Origin of the sequence: Roseovarius sp. (assembly GCF_965228755.1) — a bacterium.
Lineage (GTDB): Bacteria > Pseudomonadota > Alphaproteobacteria > Rhodobacterales > Rhodobacteraceae > Roseovarius.
Genome location: NZ_CBDDIG010000005.1, coordinates 896617 through 915066, shown reverse-complemented (window position 1 = coordinate 915066; position 18450 = coordinate 896617). Strand labels below are relative to the sequence as shown.

Sequence of the window (18450 nt, the reverse complement as noted above, 5' to 3'; positions counted from 1 at the left end):
GGTCCGCCGCCCGGCCCGCCTATCTGGCCCGCCTTACCCGGCCGGCTTGCGCTGCCGCGGCTGCGGCCGGGTCGGGATTTCCTTCAGCAATCCGCCCACCCCCATCGCCGCGATATCCGCGCTCGTCACCGCGATCCCGCAGGCCACCCGCGACAGCACCCAGTCCGCCCCGTGCAGCACCGGCGACCGCGCACTGTTCGGCAGCCCGATCACCGGCTTGCCCTTCAGATCGCCAAGAAACAACAGGTTCCCCGGATCGACCGGCATCCCGAACCGCTCCACCCGGCCCCCGGCCAGCCGCAGTGCGGCGGGCGCCGTATCCTCCGCATCCGACGTGGCCGACCCGGTCAGCACCAGCACGATCCCTCCCTTCGCCGCCGTCAAAGCCTCCGCCAGCGCATCCTCGTCATGCGCCACGCTCACCGTCTCGGCCAGCGCCATCCCCAGCCCGGCAAGACGCGCCTCGATCGCCTCGACACCCTTCTCCCCCGGCCCGCCCGGAATATCCGTCAAGATCAGCGTGGCATCCGCGAACGCCGGCACCGCCAGCCGGATCGCCCCGCGCGCCGCCTCCGCCGCCTCCGCCACGGCCCGCTCCGCCACGGCGTAAGAAATGATCTTCACCGTCGCCACCATCCCGCCCGCGTGGATCTGCCGATAGGGCGGCACCGTCGCCACCGTGATCATCGGGTCCACCGCATTCGCCGCGTTGATCCGCTCCGCCTCCAGCAACACCACCCCCGGCCCGTCCGCCACGAGGTTGACCCTGCCGGTAAAAGGCGCACTCAGATGCAACCCCTCTGCCCCGTCATGGATCGCCCCCGCCAGCATCTCCGCCGCGTCATTCTCCGACAAATCCCCCGGATCGGGCCGCGCCACCGTCACCTCGGCAATCCCGGCCTCCGCCAGCTTGCCAAGGTCCGCCGCCCCCAGCACATGCCCCTTCTTCAGCCGCCCGCCGGGCAGCTTCAGCGAATGGGCCAGCATCGCGCCCGCCGCCTCCGCCACGGGCACCGTGCCGAACTTCATCCGCCCTGCCTCAGCACCTGGGTCATCTGCGCCAGGATCGCCACCGCAATCTCCGCCGGCCCCGCCGCCCCGATATCGAGGCCGATCGGCCCGTGTATCCGCGCGATCTGCGCGTCGCTCAAGCCCCGCTCCTTCATCCGCTCCACCCGCTTGGCATGGGTCCGCGTCGACCCCAGCGCCCCGATATAGAACACGTCCGACCGCAGCGCCTCCTCCAGCGCCGGATCATCCAGCTTCGGGTCATGGGTCAGCAGCACCAGCGCCGTCCGCTGGTCGAGGCCAAAGGCCCGCACCCCCTCGTCCGGCCACTCGTGCAGCACGGTCTCGCCCGGAAACCGTTCGGCACTGGCGAAGCTCTCCCGCGGGTCGATCAGCAGCGGGTCATACCCGGCAATCCGCGCCATCGGCACCAGCGCCTGCGCGATATGCACGGCACCGACGATCAGCAGCCTCAGCGGCGGGTTGTGGATCGCCACGAAGGTCTCGCCATCTTCCTCGAACCCCGACCGGTCCATCCGGAACCGCTCTTCATAGCCGTCCTGCACCAGCCTCTGCTCGGCCTTCATGCCGGTCACATAGGCCACTGGCACCCGCCCGTCCCGCGCGATGGTCAGGTCTTCCAGCACCTGCTCCGGCATCACGCTGCCGATCGGCTCCACCAGCACCCGGATCGTCCCGCCACAGGCCAGCCCTACGGCAAACGCATCGCCATCGCTCACGCCGTATTCCAGCATCACCGGACGGCCCTCGTCGATGGCGTCGATGGCCTCCGCCACCACCGCCCCCTCGACACAGCCGCCCGAGACCGACCCCTCGATCTCGCCCGCCCCGGAAATCGCCAGCTGGCTGCCCACCCGGCGCGGGGCGCTGCCCCATGTCTCGACCACGGTCGCAAGCGCGGCGCCCTTGCCCTCTCTGTGCCAGGCCAGCGCGGTTTCGGGAATGGTGTCGAAGCGGTCCATGAGAGCCTCCTTCCAGCGGGGCCAATATGGAGACGCGGCCACCGGGGTACAATGAAAAACACCCGCCCCGTCCGGGACAGGCCCCTTGCCGGAGGCCCTGCAGCACAGCCATCGGCCGCCTCGCCGTGTTGGCCGTCTGGCCCTTCACGGACATCACCACGAAACGCCTACGCGGCATTTGACCGTCGGCAAGGAATGGCGGCGTCGTCCAGCAGTGCCGACCTTGCATCCGCAAACGGCAAAGGCCAAATTGAAACATGCCACAGGCTTCTCTAACGTCCTGTTCAAGAAGTTCGGAGGACGTGTTCTTGACGGGCGTTTGGCGACCAGAGCGTCGAAACAGAAGAATTGGAACCAAGGCGTCAGGGTTTTCCAAGTCCAACGACATGCGAATACCAGAAAGCTGGGTGGACAAGCACGGGAACTACACGCTCTACTTTGAACGGCTCGAGACGCCTCGTGTTGAGAATGTAACCTTCGGCGAATGCAAAATGAAGTTTCTGTACGAGACACCCCGCGAAGGGTTCTCTTATGGATGTTCACCCGCGGACGTTGTTAAATTGCTGACAGTTGTTTCAAGCCTTGTCCCAGCTTTTCCGGACATAGTCGCGTTTCGACAACCCACCAGAAAGCAACATCAGCAAAACCCGGTTTGGGGCCGTTTCCTGTATCGCGCAGAATTTGCCGAGCAGCACGGAACGGCAATTGTCGTAGAAGCTCAAGCGCTGGGATCGCCGCTAAAATGGTCAAAACGAATGGCTTTGGATGACCGCGCAGAGTATGAACGTCTCCTTCGCGACGGGCACGTCTTTGTCGAAACCAGGCGATACCAAGTGACAAAGCAGACCGAAGAAGCGGTGCGGAACACGATACTCTATCGTACTTTCCTGCACGAGCTTGGGCACCTGGCTGACTATCATCAAAAGGTTCTTGATCACCAAACGGCGCTCGACCTCGATCAGGATGTCGCGGACAGTCTCTATTTTTCCAGACCAGATTCAGAACGCGAAGCCTTTGCGCACAGGTTTGCAGAAGAACTCAGGGAAACGCTACTCGAACGCGGCGCGATACCGTTTGAACCTCGGCCTTCCGCATAAGCGGAGCCTTGATCCTGGGGCGCCTCGCCCCCGGCACGGCCGCCCCTTTCGGGACGGCCGCCCTTGGCGAGCGCCGCAGCCCTCACTCGGCCGCGACACGCGCTGTCCTGCCCAGGGGACGCTCCGGCAGGGCAAAGGCAACCGCAATGAACCCGAGCCCCAGAAGGATGCCCAGCACATCGCCGCGCAGCCCGATCAGCCCGTCATAGCCCGCATCCGGCACCGTCCCCAGCGTCAGCGTGGCGCCCTCCAGCAGGCCCCACGCCTTCCACGCCGGGTAGGTCACCATGTAGGCCGCAGCCCCCAGCAACCCGCCCGCCACGAAGAACAGCGCATCCCGCCGCCCCGTGGCCGCCGCCGCCACGCCGGTGCCCGGGCAATACCCCGCCGCGGCCCAGCCCGCGCCCAGCATCAGCCCGCCGATGAACACGCCGGTATAGACCGCCTTCACGTCCATGTGGCCCAACTCGACCAGCCCGGCCATCTGGCCTGCGAACATCAGGACAGAGCCCGTGCCGATGGCCAGCAGGATGGTCTTCATCAGGTGCAGATGCTTCAGCGACAGCATCTTCCCGATCCAGTTGGGGTTCGTCGCCCCGATCCGGTCAAGCACGGCGCCGAACGCCGCACCGATCACAATGGCAAGAATGATGGTACTCATGGCTCAGCCCTCCTTGCGGTACATCATCATGGAAACGGGAATCGCGGCCAGAAAGGCACCGGCGGCGAACACGTAGCCCGAGAGCGATGTCTGCATCATCCCCGACATCATGTGCCCCGAGGTGCACCCCCCGGCCAGCCTCGCCCCGTAAAGCACCACGAAGCCGCCGGCGAAGGCGACGGCATAGCGCGCCCACGGCGTGTCCCCGAAATTGGCTTTCCAGATCGCCGGCAACCGCCGCTCCTCACGCCCGACGCCCCCGCGCATCAGCGCTGAAAGGCCCGCGCCTACCATCATCGCCAGAACGAAGACGAAGCTGTAATTCAGCGGGTTGGCCGCGTTTCTGGCATACTTCCCGCCCGACTTCGCCAGGTAGGCATTGGTCGAGCCATAGCCCTCCTCCGTCTGCGTGATCAGGTCGGGGTTGGCGACATCCCCGATCATCGCGTCGAGAATGACGAACTGCGTCGACACCCCGATGGGCTTGACCAGCAGCACCGCCGCGAAAAAGACGAGCCCCAGCAGCAGCCCGCCAGTCTTCCAGTTGAGTGGCATGTTCCTGTCTCCATATACATTCATATTACTGAATATATATGGAACGAACCCGGCCGCATTGATCCACGTCAAACTGTCGCAGCCACGATGGCACGAAAAAAGCCGCGGCCGGTTTCCCGACCGCGACTCCAGGCTCTCCGGGGTGCGTGAGGCACACCCGGATGCCGGCTTTGCTTACCCGCCGTTCAGAAGCGGGGTGATGTTGCGCACGGCGGCGCGGCGGTTCTCGCGGATATCGCCCGCCTGCTGCACCTTCAGATCCGATTCACCGTAGCCCTGCACGATCATGTTCGCCGGGGGCACGTTGAAATACTCGGTCAGCGCCAGAGCCACCGATTCCGCCCGGCGGTCCGACAGCGCGAGGTTATAGGCGGCCCGGCCCACCGTGTCGGTGTGCCCTTCCACCAGGAACAGCTGCTGCGGATCTTCCTCGATCGCCTCGCGCATGGCATCGCCAAGCGCCTGCAACTCCTCGGCTTCCTCCGGCCGGATCACGGCCGAGTTGGTGTCGAAATTGATCGAGTCGAGCGAGATCACCGGCACCTGGCTGCGCACCACGTTGATGTTGCGCACCTGGTTCAGCGAATAGGCGCGGTCCACCCCGCCCTGCGCGGCCAGCGCGGTCCGCAGCTGGTCGGTCTGACCCGGGTCATAGTCGATCGTCTGCGCCTCGTTCTGCTGAAGGCGCGTCACGTCGACCTCGGTGTAATCGCGGGTGTCGTCGATCAGCACGATCTCCTGCCCGTCGGGCCGGATCAGCACGCGCTGCAGGATCGCACCGTTGCTCGACCGCACGGTCACGACACGGCTGCCATCCTCGTGGTCGATGATGGTGCGGGTCGAGCCGTCGCTGTAGGTCTCGGTCTCGACCGTGCTGCCCGGACGGCGCAGAAGCGCGTTGTCGTCGCGGATCACGCGGTACTGGCCGCCATCCTCGATCACGATCCGGTCACCGGTGTTCGAGACGACCTGCCCGCCGCCCTCGAAGGACTGGCCGACCATGTAGGCGCCAAGGACGCCCACGGCAGCGGCGCCCAGAACGGCGGCGAGATCATCGTCGTCGTCGTTGGCATCGGCCAGCGCCTTGGCCCGCGCGGCCTTCTCCATGTTGGCTTTGATCCGCTCCTGGTCCGAGAGATCCGTATCGAATTCCTCGCTCGACGACCGTGCCTGTTCCTCGGTCACGGTCTCCTGCGTGCGGTCCAGAAGCTCACCCACGCCGCTCAGCGCCGCGGCGCCGGTATCGGCGGCGGTCTGTGCGGCCTGCTGGGCCTGCTCTTCGGCACTCAGCTGTTCGACATCGTCACGCTCTGCCTTCTCCAGCGCCTCCTCGACGACCTCTTCGTCGACTTCGGCCGTGGCCTCGGCGGTCGCATCGGCATCGGCGCTGGCGTCGGCATCGGTCGTATCGCCGGCATCCGCATTCGCATCGGCCTCCGCATTGGCGTCTGCATCGACATCGGCATCGGCAGTTCCGGTTGCAGTGGCATCCGCCTCGGCATCGGCCTCGGCCTCGGCTTCGGCGTTCCCGTCAAGCCCAAGCGCGTTGCGAAGCTCGTCGGCGGCGGTGTCGCCCTCGGCCTGCTCCGTCGTTTCCTCGGCCTGATCGGCGGTGTCCTCGGCAGTCTCCTGCGCCTCTTCCGTGCTCTCCTGCACGTTTTCCTGCGCCTCTTCGACCGCCTCCTCGACGTTCTCCTGCGCCTGTTCAGCCGTGTCCTGCGCGTTCTCCGTCGCCTCTTCGGCCGTATCCTGCGCGTTCTCCGTGGCCTCTTCGGCCGTGTCCTGCGCGCTGTCCGTGGCCTCGTCCGCGGTCTCGGTCGCCTCGTCGACGATCTCCTCCGCGTTCTCCGTGGACTCCTCGGCGGTATCCGACGCCTGTTCGGCGACCTCGCCGGCATTGTCCAGTGCCTCGTCGGTCACCTCATCCGCATCGGCCTTGGTCTCGAGCTTCTCGCGCAGGTTCTCGGCCTCTTCGGCCGTGCCCTGCTCGGCGGCATTGTCCTGCGCCTGCTCGGTCTCGGCCTCCTCGACCGGTTCGTTCTGCGCTTCCTCTTCCTCGTCCTTCGTCTGACCAAGCGCCTCGCCAAGCGTTTCGGCGTTGGTATTGGCCTCGGTATTGGCCTCCGCCTCGCCTTCCAGTGTGATGCCGGTGGTGCTGTTCTCCGCGCTTTGAGCGATCGCGCCGTGCGGTGTCGCCAGCCCGATCACAACTGCGAGAGCCGTTGTCGATTTAAGCCAATTGCGTTTCATGTCTGCTCCTTCGGTCTTTTCTCGCAGCCACGGAAAGCCCGCGTCTGCTGGGGATAGTCGCATATGCACAAGAAACGCGCAGACAGGCGAAAAGGTTTCTGGGCCTCAGCGTATTTCGGACAGCAGGCGCAATTTCTCGCCCATGTCGTCGGGCTGCGAGATCACCCGCGCCAGTTCTTCCAGCGTCGCCACCGAATGCCCGGCCCGGAAACTGTCCACATGCGGCAGCATCGTCGCGATGCCCCGCGCCTTCGGCGCGAATTCGTCCCACCGCAGCAGCGGGTTCAGCCAGATCAGCCGCCGCGCCGACAGGTGCAGCCGCTCGATCTCGCGCCCCAGTATCTCGGGGTCGTCCCGGTCCAGCCCGTCGGTGATCAAGAGCACCACCGCCCCCTGCCCCGTCACCCGGCGCGACCAGTCGCGGTTGAACGCATGCAGGCACGCCCCGATCCGCGTGCCCCCCTCCCAGTCCTGCGCCTGTTTCCCCGCAGCCGAAAGCGCCGCATCCACGTCGCGCGTGGCCAGATGCCGGGTGATATTGGTCAACTGCGTGCCGAAGGTGAACGCATGGACCTTCGCCCAGCCCGCCCCCTTGTGATTGGCCACCGCGTGCAGGAAATGCAGCACCATCCGGCTGTACTGGCTCATCGACCCGGAAATATCGCACAGAACCACCAGGTTGGGCCACCGCGGCCGCGGCTTCTTCAGATGGATCCGCCGCATCTCGCCCCCCCGCCGCATCGCCGCCCGCAAGGTCTTGCGATGGTCGATCCTGTGGCCGGTATGGCTCGCCATCCCCCGGCGCGACGCAAAGGGCTTCACCGGCAGGATCAGCCGCGCCAGCATCCGCTTGGCCTGCGCGATCTCCTCGGTGCTCATCTGCTCGAAATCGAGCATCCTGAGCCGCTCCTCGGTGGACATGGTGAGCGAGGCATCGACCTCAATCTCCGTCTCTTCGCCCTCCTCGTCCTCCCGCTCCGGCGCCTCCCGCTCCACCCCGTCCAGCAACGCCTCCGCCGCCCGCTTCTGCGCGGCCTCCGCGACCTGCTCCTCCTGCACCCCGCGCAGCGCAGGCAGCATCATCGCCATCATGTGCTCCATGTAGCGCGGATCGCGCCAGTAGAGCCGGAAGATCTGCGCGTAAACCGCCCGATGCTCGGGGCGTGACGTGAAACAGGCCCGCAGCGTGTAGAAGAAGTCGTCGCGAGAGGTGAACCCCGCCGCCTCCACCGCCCTTATCGCATCGATCACCCGCCCCGGCCCGGCAGGCAGCCCCGCCTTGCGCAAGGCCAGCGCGAAATGCGTGATGTTATGCGACAGCCGCGGCGTCTCCGGCAGGTCGAGCGGCGCGATCTCAGGCAAGGGTTTCGTGGGGGCGCTGCCCCCACACCCCCGGGATACTTTTCCCAAGAAGAAGCCTCATGCCGGCTCCAGCCCCGCCTTCGCCTCGTCGAGGATGCGTTTCGCCTCCGACCCCTGAAGCCGCTGGATATCGTCCTGGTACTTCAATATCGCCCCCACCGTGTCGGCAATCACTTCCGGGCTGAGGTCGATCACGTCCAGCGCCAGCAGGCATTTCGCCCAGTCGATCGTCTCCGCCACGCCAGGCTTCTTGAACAAATCCTCGGTCCGCAGACGCTGCACGAAAGCCACCACCTCGCGGCTCAGCTTCTCGGCCGCCTCCGGCGCGCGGGCCTGCAGGATCTCGATCTCGCGCTCGAACGTTGGATAATCGACCCAATGATAAAGACACCGCCGCTTCAGCGCATCATGCACCTCCCGCGTCCGGTTCGAGGTCAGGATCACGATCGGCGGCTCGGGCGCCGCGATCGTCCCCAGCTCAGGGATCGTGACCTGGAAATCGCTCAGTGCCTCCAGCAGGAACGCCTCGAACGGCTCGTCCGTCCGGTCGAGCTCGTCGATCAGCAGCACCGGCGCGCCACCCGCCTGCGGCCGCATCGCCTGCAACAGCGGCCGCTCGATCAGGAATTCCTCGGTAAACAGCTCATCCGTCAGCCGCTCGCGATCCACCCCGCCCGCCGCCTCCGCCGCGCGGATGGCGATCATCTGCTCGGCGAAGTTCCATTCGTAAACCGCCGAGGACGCATCCAGCCCCTCGTAACACTGCAACCGGATCAGCCGCCGCCCCAGCCCCGCCGCAATCGCCTTGGCGATCTCGGTCTTGCCGACCCCGGCCTCGCCCTCCAGGAACAAGGGCCGCCCCAGCGTCAGCGACAGGAACACCACCGTCCCCAGCGCCCGGCCGCAGACATAGCCCTGCCCCGCCAGCATGGCCTGCACGTCGTCGATGGTGGAAATGGCCGTCATGTAACCCTCCGCACTGGTCCCTCTACCTGCCCCGCCGCCCCCTGTCCGTCAAGAGACAGCGCCGCCGCAGGATCGCCGCCGATGCGCCCGGAACCCTCTTGGATTCTCCAAATTTTCGCCCAACTTCCTGCCTAGACAAGCGTACAACAAAGCCGCGGAATAGCGGCCGCGCGCTTTACGTGTCGAAGGACCGAGCAGGATGCAGGACAGGACCAACCCGACCGAAACCGATCTCAGCGGCCTGGCATGGGCCGACTGGTCCGAGCGGATGCACGACATCGCCGGCGATGACGGCTTCGCCGAGCGGCTGGGCCCCCGCCACACCGCCGTCTTCATCGAGAAGAAACCCGTTCTGCTGGTCAGCTTCGAAAGCTACGACGCCATCCGCGAGCGCTCCGACGCCGCCCACCCGATCGGCTGGGAAATGACGAACGCACTGGGCTGGTCGCAGCTCACCCTCGTCTCCGACGGCGACACCTGGTTCCGCGACCGGCAGGTCATCGGCTTCTTCGACCGCCTGATCGACGACGGCTTCTTCGAGGAATTCGAACAGGTGCTGTTCTACGGCGCGGGCCCCGCCGGCTATGCCGCCGCCGCCTACTCGGTCGCCGCCCCCGGCGCCAAGGTGCTGGCCCTGCAACCGCAGGCCACGCTCGACCCCCGCGTCACCGACTGGGACGACCGCTTCCGCCACATGCGCCGCACCGATTTCACCTCGCGCTTCGGCTATGCGCCCGACATGCTCGACGCCGCCGCGCAGGCCTTCATCGTCTACGACCAGGAGAACGAGCTCGACGCCATGCATGCCGCGCTCTTCACCCGGCCCAACGTCACCAAGATCCGCGTCCGCTTCCTCGACCTGAACCTCGAAACCTCTCTGTTGCGGATGAAGGTGCTCTACCGGATGCTGGCGCAGATGAGCGCCGACAAGCTGACGCTGACGGCCACCGCCCGGCTGCTGCGCGCCCGGCACAAGGACGCGCCCTACCAGTTCACCCTGCTCCGCCACCTCCAGGCGCAGGAACGGCACCGCCTCGTCATCCACCTCTGCAACGACGTGCTGCGCCGGCGCAACGGCCGGCCCTTCCGCAAGGCCCTCAACCACGCCGAGGCCACGCTGGGCCTCCGGCAGAACCCGCCCGCGGAAAACCAGGCCGGAATCACGCCGAACGCCGTGACCGACACCGTGGCCGGTACCGGGCCAGACACCGAGGCAGACACCACGATCGACACCGCAACCGACATCGGCCCCGACACCGCCGCCACCGGCTGACACACCCTCTGGCCCTGCCCTCCGCCTTTGTGTAAAGCCTCGGCCATGACCGATACGCTCACCCTCGCCCGCCCCGACGACTGGCACCTGCACCTGCGCGACGGCGCGATGCTCTCCGCCGTCTGCCCCGAAAGCGCCCGCCACTTCGCCCGCGCGATCATCATGCCGAACCTCGTGCCCCCCGTCGTCACCGGCGCCCAGGCCGCCGCCTACCGCGAGCGCATCCTCGCCGCCCGGCCCGAAGGCAGCCCCTTCACGCCGCTCATGACCCTCTACCTCACCGAAGAGACCGACCCGGCTGACGTGGTGCAGGCCCATGCCGAGGGCATCGTCACGGCGGTCAAACTCTACCCGGCCGGCGCCACCACCAACTCCGCCTCGGGCGTGCGCGATTTCGACCGCGTCCGCCCCGTGCTCGAGGCGATGGCCGAGGCCGGCATCCCGCTTTGCGTGCATGGCGAAGTGACCGACCCGGAGATCGACATCTTCGACCGCGAGGCCGTCTTCATCGACCGCGTGCTCGACCCGATCCGCCGCGCCACGCCGGGCCTCAAGGTGGTGATGGAACACATCACCACCTCCAACGGCGTCGATTACGTGCGCGCCAACGACACCGACCTCGGCGCCACGATCACCACCCATCACCTGATCATCAACCGCAACCACCTCCTCGTGGGCGGCATCCGGCCGCATTACTACTGCCTGCCCGTCGCCAAGCGCGAGGAACACCGCCTCGCCCTCCGCTCCGCGGCCACCTCGGGCGATCCGCGCTTCTTCCTCGGCACCGACAGCGCCCCGCATGTGGACGCGGCCAAGGAAACCGGCTGCGGCTGCGCGGGCTGCTTCACGGCGACCAACACCATGGCCCTCCTTGCCCACGTGTTCGAGGAGGAAGGCGCGCTCGACAGGCTCGAGGCCTTCACCTCCCGCAACGGCCCCGGCTTCTACGGCCTGCCGGTGAACGACGCCACGCTCACCCTCACGAAGGGCGACAGCCCCACGGCCTTCCCGGCCAAGATCGACACCGGCGACGGGCCGGTGACCGTCTTCGACCCGGGCTTCGACGTGTTCTGGCAGGTGGCGGACGGCCCGGCCGGCTGACCTGCCGGTCACCCCCGGCGCAGGCCCCGGCCTTTCGGCCTTCCCGACCTTTACCCTACGTAAGGCAGTTAACTTTCGCCTTCCCAGACCGTTTCGATCTGGTTAACCTGCCCCTGTTTGCAGGACGTACCTATTGCTTTTAAAGGCATTTTATTAAAGGCGTTCCATCTACCCCTCGTTGGAGCGGTCCTGCTGACGCGTGTGAAATTTTGACACAGGAAACGCAGGACCACGACCACGATTAACGGATTCTCTTACAGCACCAACAACACCACCGAAGACGTGACCGGCGTTCAGCCCTCCGTCGACGTGGTGGTCACCGCCGACAGCGGGGCCACGTTCAGCTATACCATCGACAACATCCCGCCGGACGGCCTCCCCGAGGTGCTGGTGGACGAGGACAGCTACGGCATCACCATCGACGGCGTGTCCGTGCCCGAAACCGCCAGCGTCGAGTTCGGCGTGGTGAATTTCGGCGCCGGCAATTCCGCCGTGATCATGATCGTGACCGTCGAAGGCCCTGTCGAGGACACCCATTACGTCATCCAGATCTCCGGCGATCCGCTGCCCGCGATCAACACGGTGGCCGATTTCAACGCCCTCAACGCCTCGATCACCAGCGTCGGCGCGGCCGGCGCGCCCTTCGGTGAAGGCGACGACATCGCCTGGGAATCCCTGCCCGGCGCCACCTCGGTCGAGGACGACATGATCGACGGCGACGACACCGCCGAGCTGCTCAATGGCGGCATTGGCGATGACACCATCAACGGCAATGGCGGCGACGACACGATCAACGGCGATGCCGGCAACGATCAGCTCGACGGCGGCGCCGACAATGACAGGATCTTCGGCAACGACGGCAATGACGAGATCTTCGGCGGGCTCGGCAACGACACCATCAACCCCGGCGACAACCTCGGCGGCGCGACCGGCTTCGACGGCATCGACGCGGGCCCCGGCGACGACACGATCGACTTCTCCGACGCCAGCATGGGCTTTTTCACCCTCTCCCATAACAGCCTGACCGGCCCGATCGTCGTGAACATAGACGGCGAACTCAACACCGGCAGCATCAGCGCGGGCGCCGAAGGCACCGACACGCTCGTCAACGTCGTCAACCCGCTCAACGCCGGCTGGACCACCGGCGGGCTCGACCTGCGCGGCACCGCCGGCAACGACGTCTTCAACCTCAACATCGGCGCCGAACAGTGGATGACGCTGCGCCCCGGCGCGGGCAGTGACGTCATCACCGTCAGCGGCGACGGCCAGCTTCGGGTCGATTTCCGCGGCGGCGGCGCCATCAACGCCGATCTCGCCGCCGGTACGGTGATGCAGGACGGCGACACCGACACCATCGTCGGCAACATCTGGGAACTGCGCGGCACCGAGTTCGCCGACACGGTGATGGGCAGCGCGGCCGACGAATCCTTCATCAGCGAAGGCGGTGACGACACGATCGACGGCGGCGCCGGCTTCGACCGGGTCCGCTACGACCGCTCCGGCGTCGAGGCCGGGCTCGAGGTCGACCTGCTCACCGGCACCGCCACCGGCACCTGGAACGGCAATCCCTTCAGCCAGACCCTCGCCAATATCGAGGAGGTGCGCGGCTCCGCCGAGGGCGACTACATCCGCGGCGACGCCAGCGCCAACATCCTGCGCGGCAATGACGGCGACGACGACCTGCGCGGCTGGGACGGGGTCGACACCATCGATGGCGGCGCCGGCGACGATCTCCTCAAGGGCGGCGCCGGGGGCGACCTGCTCAACGGCGGCGACGGCGACGACCTGCTGCGCGGCCAGAACGGCAGCGACATCATGAACGGCGGGGCCGACAACGACACACTGCTCGGCAACAACGGCGAAGACACCATGAACGGCGACGCCGGCAACGACAGCATCAAGGGCGGCTTCAACTGGGATACGATCGACGGCGGCGCCGGCGACGACACCATGCTGGGCCAGAACGGCAACGACACCGTATCCGGTGGCGAGGGCAACGACAGCGTGCTCGGCAACAACGGCGACGATTTCCTCTACGGCAATTTCGGCGAGGATTTCATCGACGGCAGCAACGGCAACGACTACATGGATGGCGGTCTCGGCAACGACACCCTGCTCGCCGGCCCGGGCCGCGATACGCTCGTCGGCGGCGAGGGCGACGACGAACTCACCGGCGAGAACGGGCCCGACGTCTTCCTCTTCAACCCCGATTTCGGCACCGGCAACGACACCATCACCGATTTCGAGAACGGTTTCGACACGATCGAAATCCGCGGCAGCACCGAGTTCGGCGACCTGACCATCGAACAGGTGGGCGGCGACACGGTGGTCTCGTGGGATGGCGGCTCGGTCACGCTGCTGGGCGAAACCGGGGTGATCGACGAGAACGATTTCACCTTCGGCTGATCGCGGCCCCGCCGCTCCGAAATCATCGCAAAGGCGCGCCCCGGCGCGCCTTTGTGCCGTCTGTGCCGGGTCCTCCCGCTTGATCTCGGCCCGCACTGGCGCTAACCCACCTCAACCCCGGCCCAAGCGAGACACCCGATGATCCCCAGCACCTACCCCCCGAAAGACGAAATCGCCCGCCTCACCGCGCGGATGCTGCTCGAGATCGAGGCGGTGCATTTCAACGCCGACGAGCCTTTCACCCTCGCCTCGGGCCTGCCCTCGCCCACCTATATCGACTGCCGCAAGCTCATCTCCTATCCGCGCATCCGGTCGACCCTGATGGATTTCCTCACCGTCACCGTGCTGCGCGACGCCGGGTTCGAGGCCTTCGACAACATCGCCGGGGGCGAAACCGCGGGCATCCCCTTCGCCGCGCTGGTGGCCGAACGCATGGCCCTGCCCATGACCTACGTGCGCAAGAAGCCCAAGGGCTACGGCCGCAACGCGCGAATCGAGGGCGCCATGTCCGAGGGCCAGCGCGTCCTCCTCGTCGAGGACCTCACCACCGACGGCGGATCGAAGCTTTCCTTCGTCGACGCCATCCGCGACACTGGCGCCACCTGCGCCCACACGGCCGTCATCTTCTACTACGGCATCTTCCCCGAAACGGTGAAAACCTTGGGCGATCACGGGGTTAGCCTGCACTACCTCTGCACCTGGTGGGACGTGCTCGCCGAGGCCCGCGAACAGGGCAGCTTTTCCAAGGACACGCTCGACGGGGTCGAGCACTTCCTCAACGACCCCCGCGCCTGGCAGGAAGCGCGAAAATAAACGCCTTGACCCGGCCGGGGACTCACCCAAGCGCTTGGCCCCCAAAGGCAATTTCCGCCCCGGCGTGGCCAAATGGCAACGCCCGCCCACCCCAACATCTTGACAGACAACCTCGCCCCACCACAAGATGAGGTTGGAAATCGTTATCCACACGCTTTTCCACAAAAACATACAAGTTGCGCGGCCGCAGGTAACGTTTGTATGACACCACCCTACAGGTACATGGGGGACATGATGAGCAATGTCGCAAGCTTCAACGCCACCGGCGCTGAAGCCACGGGAACCGAGTCTCTACCGAACTCGATCGAGGCCGAGCAACAGCTTCTGGGCGCGATCCTGACCAATAACGACGTCTACGACCGGGTCGCCAACATCATCGGGCCGCAGCATTTCCACGAGCCAGTGCACGCCCGCATCTACGAGGTCGCGGCCGCCCGCATCGCCAAGGGCAACCTCGCCTCGCCGGTCACGCTCAAGACCTTCCTCGAAGACGACGAGGGTCTCGCCGAACTCGGCGGGCCCGCCTATCTCGTCCGCCTCGCCGGCGCCGCCATCTCCTCCTTCGCGGCCCGCGACTACGCCCAGATGATCTACGACATGGCGATCCGGCGCGAGCTGATCGAGCTCGGCCACGACATCGCCGGCCGCGCCGCCAAGGCCGACGTCCAGGTCGAACCCCGCGACCAGATCGTCGAGGCAGAACAGAAACTCTACGCGCTGTCCGAACAGGGCCAGGCCGAACGCGGCTTCCAGAGCTTCCTCAGCGCCGTCAAGGATGCCGTCAGCGTCGCCAACGCCGCCTACCAGCGCGAGGGCGGCCTCGCCGGCATCTCCACCGGCCTCATCGACATGGACCGCAAGTTGGGCGGCCTGCACAAGTCCGACCTGCTGATCCTCGCCGGCCGCCCCTCGATGGGGAAAACCTCGCTCGCCACCAACATCGCCTTCAACATCGCCAAGGCCTTCCGCCGCGGCACCCGCCCCGACGGCTCCGAAGGTGCGGTCGAGGGCGGCGTCGTGGGCTTCTACTCGCTCGAGATGAGCGCCGAACAGCTCGCCGCCCGCGTCCTCTCCGAAGCCTCCGAAATCCCCTCCGAGCAGATCCGCAAGGGCGACATGACCGAGGGCGAGTTCCGCAAGTTCGTCGATGCCGCCAAGACGCTGGAAACCTGCCCGCTCTATATCGACGACACGCCCGCCCTGCCCATCTCGCAGCTTGCCGCCCGCGCCCGCCGCCTCAAGCGCACCCACGGGCTCGACGTGCTGATCATCGACTACCTCCAGCTCGTCCGCCCCTCCTCGGCCAAGGACAGCCGCGTCAACGAGGTCTCCGAGATCACCCAGGGTCTCAAGGCCATCGCCAAGGAGCTCGACATCCCCGTCATCGCCCTCTCGCAGCTCTCCCGCCAGGTCGAAAGCCGCGACGACAAGCGCCCCCAGCTCTCCGACCTCCGCGAATCCGGCTCGATCGAACAGGACGCCGACGTGGTGATGTTCGTCTTCCGCGAGGAATACTACGTCGAACGGGAAAAACCCTCCGAGGACCGGCTCGAGGAAATGGCCGCCTGGCAGGAACGCATGGAACGCCTCCATGGCAAGGCCGAGGTCATCATCGGCAAACAGCGCCACGGCCCCATCGGCACGGTCGAGCTCTCCTTCGAGGGCCAGTTCACCCGCTTCGGCAACCTCGTGAAGCCCTGGCAACAGGGCGGCGAGCAGGAGTTCTGAGGCAGCGCCAGAGTGCAGGGCGGCGCCGGGCTTTCACGCCTTGCCGCCCGGCGGCTCGGACGGATCGTCCGCCGCGGCAGCCACAAGAAACCCCCGGTAATGCACCAGCGGCGCCTGCGTCAGCGGCACCAACAGCGCCACATCGAAATGAAACCGGCCCTCCGCCGCGAACTCGCGCGCCACGGACCCCGGCAGCCCCCATTTCGGCAGCCCGACCGGCCCGACGCGCCCGCCGGTCACCGGGTAGTGCAACGCGCCATCTCGCACCTCCAGTCCGATCGCGAAGCTGAACGGCCCGAACCGCTCGCAAAGCCCACCCGCGTCCCGGGATAGATGCGACCGGAACGCGCTCCGGCCGAACCGTCGAACCCATGTCTCGCCGCGCAGCGTGACCGTCTTGGTCACCTCGACCGGCACATCCGCCGCCTCCGGCGGAAACCGGAAGACCGCGCAAAGCAGCCGCGACCAGACGCCTTTGCCACGACGCACCTCGCACCGCCCCTCCCATCGCGACACGCCGAGCGTCAGATGGGTCGCCCGGATTTCCTCGGGCAGCGCCGCGAAGTCATCACCCAGCACACTCGCGAACAGGAAGGAGACCGGGGCCACATCGCGCTCCGTCACCACGCGAAGGTCCGCCATCGCCGCCTCCGCCTCCGCCAGCGTGACCACCTCGAGCGCCGGGCCCGCCCCCACCGGCAATGCAGCCCGGCGCAAAAGGGCGCGGGCCGCCACCGCCGGGACGAACGGCCCATCGCCATCCTCGGCCAGAAGGCGCCAGCTCCGGGTCTCCTGCCGCGTGGTCACCGACACCGACATCCCGCCCCGGCCGCTCCCGAACGGCGCCAGACCATCGGCCGCCAGTTTGAACAGGCGCACGACGAAGGGCGTCACCGGAACCGGCACCACCCGGCGCAGGCCGGCGAATAACGCAAGCCCGTACCGCATCACGCCAAGCTCCAGCCCCGCCCGGAACCGCACCGTCGCCGCGCCGAAATGCGCCGGAAACAGCCGCTGGTCCGGCACCCCGATCTGCCAGCCCTGCCGCACCAGCCCGCCCGGAAGCCTGTACTGCGCCGGCCCCGACCAGCCACGGGCCCATTCCCACCTGTTGCCCCGCCAGACCGGCATCGGCCGCCCCGCCTGCGACAGGATCGACCGCAGCACCGAAATCCCCCGCGGCGCGCGGTTGCCGGGCAGGATCGCCGTGTCGATCACCACGGGGCGCTCGCCCCCCGCCAGCGCCCGCACGGCGGCAGAGGACAGCGCCGGCACCGACGACAGACCGGACAGCACGCAAACCCCGGCCGCCCTCGCCTCGGCATCCAGCGCCTTTATACCGGCACAGAATTCGGCATCGTCAGACAGATCGAGGCAATGCACCCCCGCCGCCACCGCCGCCCGGGCCAGCCGATACGGCGCCTCTCCATACGCGTGAAACGGCCCGGCGGCATCAATGACGACATCATGCCCCTCCAGCGCATACCGTCCCTCCGCCCGGTCGAACCGAACCGCCCGACACCCCAGCTCCCGCGCACAGGCCCGGGCCTTGTCCAGCCGCCGTCCGGCGACACACACGTCATGCCCGTCCGCCACAAGCAGCCGCGCCAGCCGCGCGCCGAACACGCCGTATCCGCCGACCAGCAGGATCTTCACCGCAGCAGACGCTTCTGAAACTCGGGATCGGGCAACGCGCACATATCCCCCCGCCCGAACAGCGCGTACCGGTTCCGGGCCAGCCGCCGGTACCCCCAGTCGCGCAGTGGCTGCGGCAGGATCAGCAGGACCGTCGCCAACCGGCCCCACCCCCCGAACCGCCTTGCGGCATGAATGACCGCCTCGAAATCCCGGTGCGCTACGCCCTCGTCGATGAACAGCCACGTGGTCGGATCGACCGGCTCGAGCCCGTAATGCCGCAACAGCGCCGCCCCCAGCGGCGACTGGATCGGGCAGATCCGCACCGACCGGCTCCGGTCCAGCCGGTGGATCATCCGCGCGCCCCAGCTACAGACGGCACATTCCGCATCCATCACGGCCAGCGGCGCCCCGTCGTCGAACACCGGAACCTCCGGGTCATCACGAAAGGAGAACGGTGTCGGCCCAATCCGGTCCCGCCGCGCATCCATCTCCAGCCTCCCCGCTCCGGAAACCCACCATGTCGCAGAGATGCGGGAAATCGCGCCCGTTTGCAACGATACCCGCCACAACCCGCTGCGCGGCTGACAGCCCGAACCTTTCCGCTTGACC

General features: G+C 67.0%; 15 protein-coding genes. 6 read left to right on the top strand and 9 right to left on the bottom strand.

Translation table 11 applies throughout. The features are described from left to right. Window positions 1-33 precede the first annotated feature (33 nt). Both ACO07J_RS07910 and ACO07J_RS07905 read right to left on the bottom strand, forming a co-directional pair. Entirely contained in the window at window positions 34-1029 is a 996-nt protein-coding gene (locus ACO07J_RS07910; protein WP_422027927.1) for a molybdopterin-binding protein, read from the bottom strand. Further along, window positions 1026-1991, bottom strand: a complete 966-nt coding sequence (locus ACO07J_RS07905; RefSeq protein ID WP_422027925.1) for an XdhC family protein — start codon at window positions 1989-1991, stop codon at window positions 1026-1028. The genes ACO07J_RS07910 and ACO07J_RS07905 overlap by 4 nt, the downstream gene beginning before the upstream one ends. A 308-nt stretch (window positions 1992-2299) precedes the next feature. On the opposite strand from ACO07J_RS07905, the gene ACO07J_RS07900 reads away from it, so the two are divergent. After that, the gene (locus ACO07J_RS07900) at window positions 2300-3088 is read left to right on the top strand and encodes an ImmA/IrrE family metallo-endopeptidase (RefSeq protein WP_422027923.1); all 789 of its coding nucleotides are present in this window, start codon (window positions 2300-2302) and stop codon (window positions 3086-3088) included. 82 nt (window positions 3089-3170) lie between these two features. Here the strand turns inward: ACO07J_RS07900 and ACO07J_RS07895 are convergent, their stop codons facing one another. The 5 genes from ACO07J_RS07895 to ACO07J_RS07875 form a co-directional block, all read right to left on the bottom strand. Continuing rightward, window positions 3171-3749: a DUF6691 family protein gene (locus ACO07J_RS07895; protein WP_422027922.1), complete on the bottom strand. Its 579-nt coding sequence runs from the start codon at window positions 3747-3749 to the stop codon at window positions 3171-3173. Between the two features lie 3 nt (window positions 3750-3752). After that, the gene (locus tag ACO07J_RS07890; RefSeq protein ID WP_422027920.1) at window positions 3753-4304 is read right to left on the bottom strand and encodes a YeeE/YedE thiosulfate transporter family protein; all 552 of its coding nucleotides are present in this window, start codon (window positions 4302-4304) and stop codon (window positions 3753-3755) included. A gap of 174 nt (window positions 4305-4478) precedes the next feature. Beyond that, window positions 4479-6554, bottom strand: a complete 2076-nt coding sequence (locus ACO07J_RS07885) for an OmpA family protein (RefSeq protein ID WP_422027918.1) — start codon at window positions 6552-6554, stop codon at window positions 4479-4481. Window positions 6555-6659: 105 nt separating this feature from the next. Further along, entirely contained in the window at window positions 6660-7916 is a 1257-nt protein-coding gene (locus tag ACO07J_RS07880; RefSeq protein WP_422027916.1) for a vWA domain-containing protein, read from the bottom strand. A gap of 57 nt (window positions 7917-7973) precedes the next feature. Continuing rightward, window positions 7974-8882, bottom strand: coding sequence for an AAA family ATPase (locus tag ACO07J_RS07875; protein ID WP_422027914.1), 909 nt, complete (start codon window positions 8880-8882; stop codon window positions 7974-7976). Window positions 8883-9081: 199 nt separating this feature from the next. Here ACO07J_RS07875 and ACO07J_RS07870 point away from each other — a divergent pair, with 199 nt between their 5' ends. The 5 genes from ACO07J_RS07870 (at window position 9082) to ACO07J_RS07850 (ending at window position 16203) form a co-directional block, all read left to right on the top strand. After that, window positions 9082-10155, top strand: coding sequence for a phosphoadenosine phosphosulfate reductase (locus tag ACO07J_RS07870; protein ID WP_422027912.1), 1074 nt, complete (start codon window positions 9082-9084; stop codon window positions 10153-10155). Between the two features lie 45 nt (window positions 10156-10200). Next, the gene (gene pyrC, locus ACO07J_RS07865; protein ID WP_422027910.1) at window positions 10201-11256 is read left to right on the top strand and encodes a dihydroorotase; all 1056 of its coding nucleotides are present in this window, start codon (window positions 10201-10203) and stop codon (window positions 11254-11256) included. Between the two features lie 282 nt (window positions 11257-11538). Then, entirely contained in the window at window positions 11539-13662 is a 2124-nt protein-coding gene (locus ACO07J_RS07860; protein WP_422027908.1) for a calcium-binding protein, read from the top strand. Between the two features lie 138 nt (window positions 13663-13800). Further along, entirely contained in the window at window positions 13801-14475 is a 675-nt protein-coding gene (locus tag ACO07J_RS07855) for an orotate phosphoribosyltransferase (RefSeq protein WP_422027906.1), read from the top strand. A 234-nt stretch (window positions 14476-14709) separates the two neighbouring features. Beyond that, window positions 14710-16203 (top strand): replicative DNA helicase, encoded by a 1494-nt coding sequence (locus tag ACO07J_RS07850; protein WP_422027904.1) that lies wholly within the window; start codon window positions 14710-14712, stop codon window positions 16201-16203. A 33-nt stretch (window positions 16204-16236) separates the two neighbouring features. Here the strand turns inward: ACO07J_RS07850 and ACO07J_RS07845 are convergent, their stop codons facing one another. Together ACO07J_RS07845 and ACO07J_RS07840 are read right to left on the bottom strand one after the other, a co-directional pair. Further along, window positions 16237-17859, bottom strand: a complete 1623-nt coding sequence (locus tag ACO07J_RS07845) for a DUF4166 domain-containing protein (RefSeq protein ID WP_422027902.1) — start codon at window positions 17857-17859, stop codon at window positions 16237-16239. Further along, window positions 17856-18329 (bottom strand): thiol-disulfide oxidoreductase DCC family protein, encoded by a 474-nt coding sequence (locus ACO07J_RS07840; protein ID WP_422027900.1) that lies wholly within the window; start codon window positions 18327-18329, stop codon window positions 17856-17858. Before ACO07J_RS07840 ends, ACO07J_RS07845 begins: the two co-directional genes overlap by 4 nt. Window positions 18330-18450 lie beyond the last annotated feature (121 nt).

Coding starts and splice junctions, on each gene's coding strand:
- ACO07J_RS07895 (WP_422027922.1), bottom strand. CDS start 3,749: ATGAGTACCATCATTCTTGCCATTGTGATCGGTGCGGCGTTCGGCGCC.
- ACO07J_RS07850 (WP_422027904.1), top strand. CDS start 14,710: ATGAGCAATGTCGCAAGCTTCAACGCCACCGGCGCTGAAGCCACGGGA.
- ACO07J_RS07855 (WP_422027906.1), top strand. CDS start 13,801: ATGATCCCCAGCACCTACCCCCCGAAAGACGAAATCGCCCGCCTCACC.
- ACO07J_RS07885 (WP_422027918.1), bottom strand. CDS start 6,554: ATGAAACGCAATTGGCTTAAATCGACAACGGCTCTCGCAGTTGTGATC.
- ACO07J_RS07905 (WP_422027925.1), bottom strand. CDS start 1,991: ATGGACCGCTTCGACACCATTCCCGAAACCGCGCTGGCCTGGCACAGA.
- ACO07J_RS07910 (WP_422027927.1), bottom strand. CDS start 1,029: ATGAAGTTCGGCACGGTGCCCGTGGCGGAGGCGGCGGGCGCGATGCTG.
- pyrC (WP_422027910.1), top strand. CDS start 10,201: ATGACCGATACGCTCACCCTCGCCCGCCCCGACGACTGGCACCTGCAC.
- ACO07J_RS07890 (WP_422027920.1), bottom strand. CDS start 4,304: ATGCCACTCAACTGGAAGACTGGCGGGCTGCTGCTGGGGCTCGTCTTT.
- ACO07J_RS07840 (WP_422027900.1), bottom strand. CDS start 18,329: ATGGATGCGCGGCGGGACCGGATTGGGCCGACACCGTTCTCCTTTCGT.
- ACO07J_RS07875 (WP_422027914.1), bottom strand. CDS start 8,882: ATGACGGCCATTTCCACCATCGACGACGTGCAGGCCATGCTGGCGGGG.
- ACO07J_RS07870 (WP_422027912.1), top strand. CDS start 9,082: ATGCAGGACAGGACCAACCCGACCGAAACCGATCTCAGCGGCCTGGCA.